Genomic DNA, 13,110 nt, shown 5'->3' with positions numbered 1-13,110 from the left:
GTTAAAAATGACGTCTATTTTAATAATATAGGCTTGTGATTATAGTTTATAAAAAATGTGCTAAAAAAAGACCTTAAACTTCTTAAGCTTAAGGTCTTTTTGATTATTGTTCTTTAGGCTGTCTACGTTTTGGTAAAATCAAGATTCTCTTCATAGAACCTTCGCCTTTGCTACGCGTTTGCAACTCAGTGTCATCTTGTAAAACCATGTGTACCACTCTGCGATGATAAGAACTTAAAGGACGCGTATAAAGCCCACGCCCCTCTTCTTTAACTCGTTGAGCAAGACTTAGTGCCAGTTCTCTCATTTTCTCATCTTGACGCTCGCGATAATCACCGGCATCAATTTGAATTCGAGTTGTAGCATTAAAGACACGTGTTAAAATGCGTGCCGCCATATATTGAATAGCGGTTAAGGTTTGGCTATAACGCCCTATCAACAAACCGGAACTCTCACCGGCGTCAATCATTACTTTTATTTTATTTTCTTCAATTATTTCAATATCAATGCTATAATCTTCAACAATACAATCAACAAGGCGAGAAACCACTATTCTGGTTTCTTCTATAACCTTATCAACTCCAACCTCTTCAACATTCAAAAAGGCAAAACCTTCACGGGCATTATCTTCAACCAAAGTATCTTCAGAATAAAGCTCTGTTCCTTCACTCTCATTATTGCCAGATTGAGGCTTAGAAGGTTCAAACTCTTTACCTTGATTGTTGTGTCTGGTTACTCTTTCTTTACGCTGTGGGCGTTCAGGCCTGTTTTTGTTCAAGCGTTGGTTACGTTCACGTTTTTGAGGTTGAGCTTCAACGTTTTCATTGGCAACAACGTTGTTTGAGGCTTCATCATCTTTTTGATTTTCGTTAAGATAAGCCCAACGCCCGCCATTTTCGCTTTTATCTTTTAACTTATTTGGTTTGGCAACATCATTATTTGGTTTGGCAAAATCATTATGAGGACGCTGTTTTGTTTGGCGCTCGCCCGAACCTATTTCTCTACGTCCTTTTTTCTTGTCAAAATCGCGTTTTTCGTTGCCTGTATCTCTTGTTTTTGTATTAACGGGAGACTCAAGCTGTTCATTAATAGAATCAAGCACACTACTTGTGTCGCTCATACGCTTAGCTCGAATAGTTGCTTTTTTTACGCCAACCAAGCCAAAAATGCCTGATTTAGCATCATTTACTATTTCGATTTCAAGCTTATCTCGACTCACGTCAAAAAATGTACAAGCTGCATTAATTGCAAGATCTAGGGTCTTGCCCTGAAATTCAGTATAGTTACTCACAGAGTCAGCTCCACAAAAAATTATGAGTTGATTTAATTTACTACGCCTTACGCAACATATACCATTGTTGTCCAATAGATATTAAGTTGTTTACTAACCAATAAAGCACTAAACCGGAAGGGAAATCTATAAAAATATATGTAAATACAATAGGCATTAACATCATTATCTTAGCCTGAGTCGGATCACCCGCCGTCGGAGTAATCCATTGTTGTATCAACATCGTTGCACCCATCACCAAAGGAGTAATCATAAGCGGGTCTTTCGCCGACAAGTCAGCTAACCAAACTATATCGGTAAAAGGCAGGTGGGGAATAAAAGAAGAATGTCTTAATTCGATTGAATAAAGCAAGGCACGATAAAGCCCAAAGAAAACCGGAATCTGGATTAAAATAGGAAGACACCCACTCGCAGGATTAACTTTATATGTTTTATAAAGTTGCATAACCTCTGCGTTCATTTTTTCTTTATCATCAGCATATTTCTCACGAATCTTTTGCATCATTGGTTGAAGCTTCTTCATTTTTTCCATTGATTTATAACTCTTATGAGAAAGTGGCCAGAAAATAATCTTAATTAAAACTGTTAAAAGAATAATCGCTATACCGTAATTATGAACATATTTATAAAGGAAGTTTAAAGTCCAAACAAGAGGACGAGAGAAAATACTAAACCAACCATAATCTAAAGCTGCTTCCAAATTGTTTGGTGCGTCTATCAGATATTTTTTCTCTTTCGGTCCGATATAATAAGAGGTTTCAATAGTCGTTCCAACACCGGGCATTAAAGCAACATCGCTTTTTTCTAAAGCCACACGATAAATAGAATCTTCATAACGAGCTTTTAACACAACGCTTGTATCTTTAGGAGCAGTAGCGACAAGAAAATAGTTGCTCATTATTCCGCCCCAATAAACACCCTCTGAAAACGCCATACCTTTTTTAAGCGTGTCAACACTGGATTCTTCGGCAAAAGAATCAAATTTATTATAATAAGCTATTCTGTCTTGGTCATGTTTTCCGCCATCACTGCTCATAGGGCTAGCGGCAATGGTAAAAGCAACTTTTCCCGTTCCTGTGCTGGTAGTCGGGGTTAAAGTAACTTTTTCATCAAAAAAGTATGTCTCTGCGTTAAAGGTAAAAGTTCTAACTATATTTATATCGCCAAATTTTCCTACAAATTCAATAGTTCCGGTTCCACCGTTTTGTAAATCAAGCTTATCAACGCTTGAAGACCATTGACCAGAGTTCCATGTAGGCGTTCCGTTAATTAAAAGACCAAGTGGAGATACTTTTTCGCTCTTAGCGTTAAGAGGTTCTACTAAACCGTTTCCGCTTAATGTTTGAGGATATTTTTTTAGAAAAAACTCTTTTAAAATTCCTCCGCCGCTATGAAAAACAGCTCGAAAATAAGGCGTTTCAACAACGACATCATGTCCGACAACCGGTACAAAGTTAGGAAGTTCTTGGCTTGTTACCTCTATTCCACTTATATTGGCAGCACCGGCAGTTTGGTTGCCGGAAGTTGCAGTAGCGTTAACAGCTTGTTGAGTTTGAACCTGTTGAGTTTGAGGTGGTGGCAACCAACCCATATAATCAGCAAAATAGCTCCATGCAAAATATACAACTACACATAGGACTACTGCTGCGATTGTTCTATAATGATCCATAAAAAATAATAGCTCCCATTAAAATTACAGTAAGCGTTGTTTTTTAGGAGGAACAGGGTCAAAACCGCCTGCCGACCAAGGATTACAACGTAGGATTCTCCAACTGCTCAGAAAAACGCCTTTAATTACACCATGTCTTAAAATTGCTTCAACAGCATACACGGAACAACTTGGATAATATTTACAAGCTCTGGGCAACAAAGGAGAAATAAAATAACGATAAAATTTAATCGGCAACACAAAACCGATACGTATATAATAAAGCAAAAGAGCTTTATATCTTTCCAATTCGGTCTTATCCGAAAAAAAACAAAAATATTTATTAAGCATTGTGTTGCGTTATACCATTGTATATCATCTTTAATATTAGTTTTAAGGCATTAAAAAATATTAGACTTAAGGCATTAAAAAGCAAAATTAAAAAACTTGCCAAGATATAAACCCAAAAGGATATAAATTAAAAAACATCAAAAAACAGAAATTTATTCTGTGCTTAATTTAATTAAAAGCTTTGAATTAAGAAGAGAAAAAAGTTCTGTTTCTACCATTTTCAGATTTATAAGCTTAGCATGTAAATGTTTTTTAGGGATAACAACATAATCAAATCCATTCGGAATATCATATTGATTTAACCTAAAAAATTCTCGTAAAACTCTCTTTACTCTATTTCGTTTTACCGCCGAACCTATTTTGCGCCCAACGGCAAGACCCAAACGCCACTTCACAGATTGTAAATCTCTATTGCGGACAATTACAACAAAATGTTTCGAAAAAAACCTTTGTCCTTTTTCATAGCAGTCTGAAAATTCTTGCCGAGTCGCTAAATGTTGGTCTTTAGTAAAAGTTAAACGGCTAATCTTTTACGCCCTATTGCTCTGCGACGACGAATAATATTACGACCGGCAGCAGTACTCATACGCTCACGGAAGCCATGAGTTCTTTTACGTTTAATAACACTTGGTTGATAAGTTCTTTGCATATAATGCTCCTTTAAAAAATGAACTTCAATTTCTACCTTATTCACAAAAAACAGTCAAGAGTAGCTTTTGCAAATTGTTTTTTGGTTTATTGTTGTTATATAAGGTAAAAAAGAGTTTTTGCAAGAAAGAACAAAAATTTATTTTTATTGTTTTATATTGTTTTTGAGGTTGCCATCATATAAATTTCATGAGGATCAAGGATTAAAATAACACTTCCGTCTCCCATAATAGTTGCACCGGAAATTCCCTTAAGGTCGCCTAGATAAGCACTAAGAGGCTTAATAACTATTTCTTGACGTTCAAGAAGACGGTCAACAACCAAACCTAAACGGCGATCATTATCATGAATTACAACAACGGAAAGAACGTCTTGCCCGGCGGAGTTATTGGGAAGCCCAAGTAATTCTGCCAAACTCAAAATTCCTAAAACCTCGCCTCTTAAAGTAACCGCTTTACGCCCTTTAACATCAGTCAAGCGACGAGCTTCGATTTTTGTGGTTTCTGATACGGCGTCAAGCGGAATCGCATACATATCTCCGGCAACATTTACCATTAAAGCGTCAATGATTGCCAAAGTAAGAGGCAATAACAGGGTAAATCTTGTTCCCTTTCCTACTTCCGAAGAAATAGTGATACTACCTTTAAGGCTTTTGATATTGGTTCTTACAACGTCCATTCCGACACCACGTCCGGAAATATCGGTAATAACTTCAGCAGAAGAAAAACCGGGGGCAAAGATAAGCTCCATAGCCTCGCGGTCGTCTAACGCTCTTGCGTCTTCAGGGCTGATAATCCCCTTGCGAATAGCTACTTCTCTCATTTTTTCAGGGTCTATACCCTTTCCATCGTCTTCTACTTCTATCGCAACCGAGTTACCTTTATGGAAAGCTCTTAAACAAACTTTACCTTTCGCACTTTTCCCTTTGGCAACACGTACATCAGCATCTTCAATTCCGTGGTCTACAGAGTTACGAATTAAGTGAACAAGAGGGTCGCCTATAACTTCAACAACGCTTTTATCAAGCTCTGTTTCTTCCCCTTCCATCACCAATTCAACCTCTTTACCGCTTTTGCGAGACAAATCTCTAACTAAACGAGGAAAGCGTGAAAAAACAGAAGAAACCGGAACCATTCGCACCTTCATGATAGTATCTTGAAGATCATCGGAAATACGAGCCATTCCGTAAGTAGTTTCAGTAAGGTTTTGAGCCACAAGGTTAACATCAACTTTTTCTTCAAGCTGGCGTGCTAAAAGCGTATATCTGTTTCTGTTAATGATCAACTCACCGATTAAGTTCATTAAATGATCAAGTTTTTCGTGGTCTACTCTGATGGTAGATGAAGATTTAGGAACAGCATCATCTTTTTTGGCAGGGGTAGGAGGTTGCGCCCCAGGTTTGGGGGGCGTTGGCGGTGCTTGAGGTTTCGGAGCAGATGCTTGCGGAGAACTTGGTGCTGAGGCAGGTTTAGCAACTTCAGACACAGGAGAACTCTTAACAGGGGACGCACTCTGCACCACCTTTTCCGAGCTTTGTTTAACAACATTATCAGTTTTTTGTGTTTCTGTTGCAGGAGCAGCGGGAGCCGGCTTATCAGATGCAAGTTTTTTTAAATCTTTTATGGCGGTTTCAACCATATCTGAGATGATGCTACACTCTTGTTTCAAAAGGTCTACCATCATGCCAAAATCCATATCTGTACTACGTGCTTTATCAACTATTCCTGAGGTTCTTTGGGCATAAGTTTTTATGTCTTCAAGTTCCATAAAATTGGCAGCGTTTTGAATAGTTACCAAACTGCGGAACAAACCGTCGATATATTCTTTTTGGCTACTGTCTTTTGCAAGTTCTTCCAAGGCAAGGTTAACCGAAGCTTGTTGCTGTTTTACCGTATCAATAAATACAGACAAATCATCAGATTCTATGGTAGGCGCAACAGGTTCGCTTGATAACTTAGGATCAACTTTCTTATCTTTTGTGCTTGTGTTTTCAGAATCAACAGGCACACGCCCAACACCAACCGGCATTTCAATCGCACCACCGTTGTTTGCCTGTTGTAATCGTCCAAGCAAAGTATTGACATCAACCGGATGCACTTGCCCTGATGTGGGATCAATACGCACAATTAATTCATCAATCACATCAACAACTAAAAGTAACAAATCGACTAAATTTTTACTGACGGGAATTTCATCATGTCGCACCATGTTAAGAAGAGTTTCAGCTTCATGAGTAACACTATTTAATTCATTATAGCCAACAATGCCACTATTCCCTTTTAAATTATGGAAAAAGCGGAAAAGGTCATTTACAAGCTCTGAGTGGTCGGTTGGATTTTTTTCAAGAGAAAGAAGACCTGTTGCTAAATTTTCAACATTTTCTTTTGCTTCATCAATAAAGTCTTTAAGGTGTCCTTCTCCAAAAGAGTTTAAGGCATAAGTATTAAGAGGAGCCAAGGTCGCAATCCACTCTCTCGAGGAAACGCCGACAGTATCCGCTGCAATAGAAGAATCAGCAGAATCAGCAGAGGAACTTTCAACAATAACAGTAGGGGAAGTTGCGGAAACTTCAACAATATCATCGGAAACATCGTTGATAACATCAGCACTTGATCCATCGGCATCATCGGCAGAATAAGTACCTGCCATAATAGCATCAAGTTTGACTATTGTGCCTTCTGTTTCTACGTCGCCCTCGTTTCCTATTGTTTCAAGGTTTTCAATCATACGACGAAGAGCGTCTGTTGCTTCTAAAATAACGTCCATGATGACCGTGCTTGTTGTCATGGTTCCTTTACGCAATTCGTCCATAACGTTTTCAGCACGGTGAGCCAAACCATTTATTTTATTTAAGCCCAAGAAACCCGATGCCCCTTTAAGGGAGTGCATGGGTCTAAAAATTTCATTCAAAATAGAAAGGTTATCCGGTGCTTTTTCAAGCTCGAGCAAGTTTGGCTCAATAGTTTCAAGGTGTTCTTTTGCTTCAACTATAAAATCAGCAAAAATTTCCGGATCCATATATTCTTGGCTCATACCTTATACCCCAAAAAACGTTATTTTAAACTATACAAAAAAGTATATAATATTTTATACTATAATTAGCAACCTAAAAGCATTTTGACATTTTTAACCATTTTTTCAGGTTGAGCCGGCTTAACCATATATAGGTTAGCCCCAAGACCCATTCCAAGCTGTATGTCTTTTTCCTGACCTTCGGTAGATAATACGGCAATGGGAATATCTCTATATTTTTCTTGTTCTCTTAAGGTTTTAATAAAAGTTAAACCGTCCATGTGTGGCATATTTATATCAGAAATGATCAAATCAATATCATCAATGGAGTACAACTTTTCTAAAGCGTCAAGCCCATCTTCTGCCGAAGTAACTTTATAGCCCTCGCTTTTCATGATAAAAGACACCAAGTTTCTTACTGTTTTGGAGTCATCAACCACAAGTATATGTTTTGGCATTTTAAACTTCCTATTCTGCTAAAATTCTTTCGACTATTTTATCTATTGAAACAACACTAACTAACATATCATTAATTTTTAACAAACCTGAAATATATTCAACGCTTGCCCCTATATGAGCTTCGACTGCCCAATCAATACTACCTTGAGCAACCCTGTACATTGTATGCACCTTTTCTATCATTAAACCAAACTGTAAGCCACGTCTACGACAAACAATAACAAATCCTTCTTTTTTCTTGTCATATCCAGAAACTTCAAGCATTTCGCCTAAATGAACCAAAGGAGTAATACGCCCTCTAAGGTTTATAACCCCGTGAACAAAATCAGGAGAAATAGGCATTTTTGATACCGGAATAGCCTTTATAACCTCTTGAACAGCAACAGTCGGAATCGTAAACTCTTGATTTCCTATAAAAAAACCAACCAAGAGCATATTTTCTTCTCGTTTAAGCACTTGTTCAACGGGTTCTTCGGGTGGACCAAGGGTTTGTCCGTTTCCTATATATGTATCGTCATATTTTAAAGAAGCTAAAGGACTATTTTTCTGTTTTAGGTCTGATCTTTCAATTCCAAGATATTTTTCCATAAAAGCAATCTCAGCCAAGGTAAATTCATGCCCGGCGTTAATGTCTGCTTCGAGTACAGCAAAATCTTGTTCTTGAAAGTATTGTTCAGGTGTTTTTTTCATAGTCTCAACATTTCTTCTGCCAATTCGTTATATTCTCTTGCCCCCCTACTGTCCGGAGCTATTTCAAAAATAACTTGCCCTTTGGCACTTGCGTCTCTAAACCTTGTATCTATCCCAATGACAGTAGAAAACATTCTATCTCCGAGCTTTTGGGTTAAAAGCTCAATCACTCTATGACAGGCTCTCGCCCTTCTGTCAAACATAGTGGGCAATGCCCTATAAACAATCGGATTAGGCAACACTTTATTTAAAATTCGTAAAGTATCAAACAAAAGTTTTAATCCATGTAAGGCCAAAAAGTCTGTTTGAATAGGAATAATTACCAAATCAGAAGCAACAAGAGCGTTAACCAACAAAATACCGACATGAGGCGGACAGTCAAGCAAAATAAAGTCATATTCTTTACTAACATGATTTAATGCGTTTTGTAAAATCCCCCCTTTTCCCTTGCGAGATCTTAAGTCAACCTCAAGCTCGGCAAGGCGAATATTTGCCGGAACAATATCAAAGCCGTAATAATGATGTTGTCTTATATTTTCCCAGAGATAGTCCAGGTCGTGAGCTTCGTCTGCAAAAATATCATTTACACTAAAAGATGATTCATCAGGATAAAAACGCAAATGCACCGATGCACAAGCATGTGGGTCAAGGTCAACAACCAACACACGATAACCGTTTTTTGCTAGTGCAGCCGACAAAGTTATGGTGGTAGTTGTTTTACCAACTCCGCCTTTTTGATTTGCTATTGCTATGATCTTTGCCACTATTTTGAGCCTCCTGTATTTATACTGATAAATACGCAATTTTCTCAATAATTTATTGCAAATTTCATGCCAAAAACCAGAGTAAGTCTAGAGTTTTTTGTTATTATCATTAGCCGTTTATTCCTGCTTACGATAAACTATTGCCCCGGGGTGATGTTCCGGCTTAAAAGCTTTACTCAAGTTATGTAAAGATTCAGAATGTCCTATCAATAAACAGCCACCCGGCAAAAGATTATCATAAAATGATTCTATTACCTGTCTTTTCATTTCTTCATCAAAGTAAATAATAACATTCCTACAAAACACAATATGAGAACGCTCAACTCTTTTAAGCATCATTTTATCGCTTAAATTAATTGATCCAAAGCTGACAAGTTGTTTCAATTTTGGATTAATATGATACATATTGTCTACTTGAGTAAAATATTTTGCAATAATTTCTTTAGGAGTAGTACGCATCGCATAATCACTGTAAATACCTTTGCGAGCTGAGGCTAAAACCGCTTCCGACAAATCATTGGCAGTTATTTTGATATCCCACAAAGCAATTTCGCTTTTTAAAACTTCGTGTAAAATAATGGCAAGAGTATAAGGTTCTTCACCGGTAGAACAACCGGCAGACCAAATACGCAATTTTTTTTGTCCCGTACTCTTAATTTTATCAATAGTTGATTTTAAAACTTTTTCTTGAAAAACAGAAAGTTGAGGCGGGTTTCTGAAAAAACTTGTTTCATTGGTTGTAATAACCTCAAAAAGTTTGGTCAATTCGGACTTACGTTGGGCATCAAAACGCAAATAATAAGAATATTCGCTAAAACTTTTTAAGTTCAGCTCATTAATTCGATTAGTCAAACGATTTTCGATTAAATACTTACGATTTTCAGCAATAAAAATACCGCATTGTGCATATATAAAGTCTCGAAGTTGTTTAAACTCTTCATCTGTAACTTTTATTTCTTTTTTAACCCCAAGACTTTTTGAAAACAATGAAGACATTCTTACTTCCTCCCCATGCCACGCATATAATCAACAGCAGACTCAGCTGCTTGCTGTATATCGTTGTCGTCATGTGCCACAAGATTCAATATGGCAGAAAAAGCTTCTTGTCCACCAATTTTAGATAGTGCGTCTATGCTTTTAATTACAATCAACTGATTATCGCTTTGTAAAAGTTCAATTAATCTTGGAAGAGCCTGTTCATATTTTTGACGCCCAAGAGCTTCAATCGCTCTTGCTACAATCCAGATGTCAACATCGTCCAGAGCTTGCATTAACAATGCCAACGAAGGTTTATCGGCACAAGTTCCAAGATACTCCAAAACAGCCAAACGAACATCTTTGTCCTCATCAGACAAACAAGAAACGATAAGCTCTCGGCGAGGCTCAGAAACCGGGGAAATCCGAGACATTCCTTCAATGGCAATACGGCGTATTCCGGAATCTTGATCAGCCAAGGCTTCTTTTAATACATCTAAATTGTCGTCATTATTTTGACTGGCAAGGGCATAAATTCCCATCAAGCGATTAAACGGAATATCACTAATAGCCATTTCTCTAAAATGTTTTGTCATCTCAGGCGAGTTTAAGGCAATACAACTTTCCAGAGCGGTTTCTTTAACATCATCGTAAGGGTGTTCGAGAAATTCAAACATTTTTTTACCGGCTTGTTCATAAGTCGCATGAGAACCAAGATAACGTAAAGCGCTTTTTAAAATATTGCCGTCTTTATGCTTATGTAAAACATCTACAAAAAATTCAACGCCTTGTCCGTCTCCATACGTTGATAAATATTCGATATAAGCTCTTTGGTTATCTCTTGTTGCCACCCAAAAATTATTTTTTAACAATTCAACACATAAGTCAGGATTCATAACAGGCATCGCCGTAACAACAACGGTTTTTGCCGCTTCGTCTCCTTGTTCTATCGTTTTGACAATTTCTTGATTAAACCCGATAGTTCCAATCGCTTTTATGGCAAGGTCAATAAGTTCCGGAGATTTATCCGGGTTAGTTCGCATAACATAATCGATTATTTTTTTTGTACTCTCTTCTCCGCCTAAAGCACCAAGCCCGATAATTGCAACCTCAATAAGGTCATCATCATCACCATCGGTCGCATCAAGAGATTCATGCAAGATACTTTTAAGCGTTTCGCGATCTTTTTCACTCATTAAAGGCAAAGATGAATGCCCTAAAAGCTTAACAATTGCCTTAGCGTAATGCACCTGCAAAACTTTTGGAGCTTTATATAAATTTTTTATTAAAATAGGAATAACTTTGATGTTGCCTATTTCTCCGAGTGCGTTAATCAGCATTGAAGCCACAAGAGGAGTACAAGTAGACAAAATATTTAACATCGGATTTAAACTTGACTCTGCTTTAATCTTTGTCAAGGCTTCAATCACGGCAAATTGTACCCATTCTTCGTCTTGCAAAGCTTGAGTCAGGCTATCTGCTGCCTGAGGAAAACCAAGCTCTCCTAGGCTGACGGCCGCCTGATACCTCACGTTAACTTCAGGATCTTTAAGTAAAGCGGAAGATAAAGGGTTAACGGCATACAAGCTTCCCGAACTTCCCAAAATATCAGAAATAAAAATTCTAATATCGGCATCATCGTCATAAAGCAGGCGAACCAAAGAATTAATATCCTGCTTTCCTATATTTCGTAATAATTCCATTGCAGAGTTGCGAACAGAAACATTTTCCGAACGCAATAAGGGAGCTAACGCAGTAATGGTGGTTGCACCGCCGATTTTATTCAAGGCTCTTTCGCCGGCTTCAATAATACCGGGCTTACCACTTTCCAAAAGCTTTACCAAAAGAGGAACAGCGGAAACAATTTTATTTTCTCCGGCAAAAAAAGCTCCGGCACGAATTACATCTTCATCGGAACTATTTAAAAGCTCGTTTACTTCCTGTGGATTTTGCATGGTTTTTATCCTTGTAAACTGTAGTCGCATGTGCAAACGTTAAAAAAATTAGATTACATTATTAAAAATAACATGAAAAGGGATAAATGGGAAGATATAAATATACATTATTGGTAAATATTGTTTAATATCGCAACAGACATATTCTCAATATCAACAACTTCATCGGCAAGATTAGCGTCGACTACCGCTTTAGGCATTCCGTATACAACGCAACTAGCTTCGTTTTGGGCTAAGACTCGCCCACCTTTTTGTTTTAATATTTTCATACCTTCCATACCATCACTGCCCATTCCGGTTAAAATAACACCAAGAGCCCTGCGTCCCAGAAGGCTGACCGATTCCATCAATACGTTGGCAGAAGGTTTATAGAGTGCGTCTTTAGGCTCTTCTCTAACTGAAAGCGTTAAAGATCCCATACGCCCTTCCAAGCTTAAATGCTTTCCTCCGGGAGAGACGTAAGCCCAACCCGGACGTGGTCGTTCTCCGTGTTCTGCTTCTTTAACCTGTATTTTACAGATGTTATTAAGCCTTGCGGCAAAAGGCCCTGTGAAAGATGCCGGCATATGTTGTGCTATTAAAATAGGAGCGGGAAAATCTGCTTCAAACCCCGATAAAATTTTTTGAACAGCCGGAGGCCCACCAGTAGATACGCCGATAGCAACAACATCTTTGGTCGGCCTGCTTGTGTTTCTTGTAACCGAAGCTAAACTTGAAACGTGAGTAGGTTGATAAGAAGAACCTGTTCCGGAAAGCAAAGTAGAACGAGAAGGGTTGTTGTTTAAAAGTGTTTTATTTTTTAAGTTACGCTGCATAATCGCCTTACGATGAGCCACAGCCTTAACTTTTTCTATCAAATCAGATTCGATATTAAAAACGTTAAGCCCCCCACTTTTTGAGAGTTTCGGAATAAAATCCAAAGCTCCGAGCTCCAAGGCTTTAAGCGTTGTCTCGGCTCCTTCACTGGTTAAAGAGCTAACCATTAATACGGGTAAAGGGTTAGTCGGCATAATACGTTCTAAAACCTCAAGCCCGTTAAGCTTTGGCATATCAACGTCAAGCGTCATTACATCAGGATTTAGCTCTTTACAAAGCGCCACGGCTTCTTCACCATTTTTGGCATTACCAATTACTTTAAGTAAAGGGTCTTTTTCTAAAATAGTGGTAAGTATTTTACGAATAAACACAGAATCATCGGCTATCAAAATTTTAATCACAACAAACCCCAGAACTTCAATCAGTACAAAAAAATATAACTACAAATTGTTGTCAGCAAATAATAACCATATATCAAAACATTTTTTTTTCAAATAAACC

12 protein-coding genes are annotated in these 13,110 nt (G+C 37.8%); all 12 read right to left on the bottom strand.

Translation table 11 applies throughout. From position 1 onward, the window contains the following. Positions 1–103: 103 nt before the first annotated feature. The 12 genes from BT999_RS00665 to BT999_RS00605 all read right to left on the bottom strand — a co-directional run bounded on the left by BT999_RS00665 (position 104) and on the right by BT999_RS00605 (position 13,010). Positions 104–1,291, bottom strand: coding sequence for a Jag family protein (locus tag BT999_RS00665; protein ID WP_072695454.1), 1,188 nt, complete (start codon positions 1,289–1,291; stop codon positions 104–106). Positions 1,292–1,331: 40 nt separating this feature from the next. Then, positions 1,332–2,960, bottom strand: coding sequence for a membrane protein insertase YidC (gene yidC, locus BT999_RS00660; RefSeq protein WP_072695452.1), 1,629 nt, complete (start codon positions 2,958–2,960; stop codon positions 1,332–1,334). A 24-nt stretch (positions 2,961–2,984) separates the two neighbouring features. Beyond that, complete coding sequence (gene yidD, locus BT999_RS00655; RefSeq protein WP_425429652.1) at positions 2,985–3,248, bottom strand: membrane protein insertion efficiency factor YidD; 264 nt, start codon at positions 3,246–3,248, stop codon at positions 2,985–2,987. A gap of 194 nt (positions 3,249–3,442) precedes the next feature. After that, a complete protein-coding gene (rnpA, locus tag BT999_RS00650) occupies positions 3,443–3,817 on the bottom strand; it encodes a ribonuclease P protein component (RefSeq protein WP_072695450.1) in 375 nt (124 codons plus the stop codon). Beyond that, entirely contained in the window at positions 3,805–3,939 is a 135-nt protein-coding gene (gene rpmH / locus BT999_RS00645) for a 50S ribosomal protein L34 (RefSeq protein WP_072695448.1), read from the bottom strand. The genes rnpA and rpmH overlap by 13 nt, the downstream gene beginning before the upstream one ends. A 152-nt stretch (positions 3,940–4,091) precedes the next feature. Then, positions 4,092–6,971, bottom strand: coding sequence for a chemotaxis protein CheA (locus tag BT999_RS00635; RefSeq protein WP_072695444.1), 2,880 nt, complete (start codon positions 6,969–6,971; stop codon positions 4,092–4,094). A gap of 65 nt (positions 6,972–7,036) precedes the next feature. Next, a complete protein-coding gene (locus BT999_RS00630) occupies positions 7,037–7,408 on the bottom strand; it encodes a response regulator (protein WP_072695442.1) in 372 nt (123 codons plus the stop codon). A gap of 10 nt (positions 7,409–7,418) precedes the next feature. Further along, on the bottom strand, positions 7,419–8,099 hold the full coding sequence (locus BT999_RS00625; RefSeq protein ID WP_072695440.1) for a chemotaxis protein CheW: 681 nt from the start codon (positions 8,097–8,099) through the stop codon (positions 7,419–7,421). Then, on the bottom strand, positions 8,096–8,866 hold the full coding sequence (locus BT999_RS00620; protein WP_072696085.1) for a ParA family protein: 771 nt from the start codon (positions 8,864–8,866) through the stop codon (positions 8,096–8,098). Before BT999_RS00620 ends, BT999_RS00625 begins: the two co-directional genes overlap by 4 nt. Before the next feature lie 114 nt (positions 8,867–8,980). Continuing rightward, the gene (locus BT999_RS00615) at positions 8,981–9,859 is read right to left on the bottom strand and encodes a CheR family methyltransferase (RefSeq protein WP_072695438.1); all 879 of its coding nucleotides are present in this window, start codon (positions 9,857–9,859) and stop codon (positions 8,981–8,983) included. A gap of 2 nt (positions 9,860–9,861) precedes the next feature. Further along, positions 9,862–11,793 carry a HEAT repeat domain-containing protein gene (locus BT999_RS00610; protein WP_072695436.1) on the bottom strand — a complete coding sequence of 644 codons (1,932 nt, stop codon included), beginning with the start codon at positions 11,791–11,793 and terminating at the stop codon, positions 9,862–9,864. A 107-nt stretch (positions 11,794–11,900) separates the two neighbouring features. After that, the gene (locus BT999_RS00605) at positions 11,901–13,010 is read right to left on the bottom strand and encodes a protein-glutamate methylesterase/protein-glutamine glutaminase (protein WP_072695434.1); all 1,110 of its coding nucleotides are present in this window, start codon (positions 13,008–13,010) and stop codon (positions 11,901–11,903) included. Between the last annotated feature and the right edge of the window lie 100 nt (positions 13,011–13,110).

This window comes from Desulfovibrio litoralis DSM 11393 (assembly GCF_900143255.1).
GTDB classification, from domain to species: domain Bacteria; phylum Desulfobacterota; class Desulfovibrionia; order Desulfovibrionales; family Desulfovibrionaceae; genus Frigididesulfovibrio_A; species Frigididesulfovibrio_A litoralis.
Note: the sequence above shows the minus strand (reverse complement) of the source record. Positions and strands in the feature narration are given on the sequence as shown.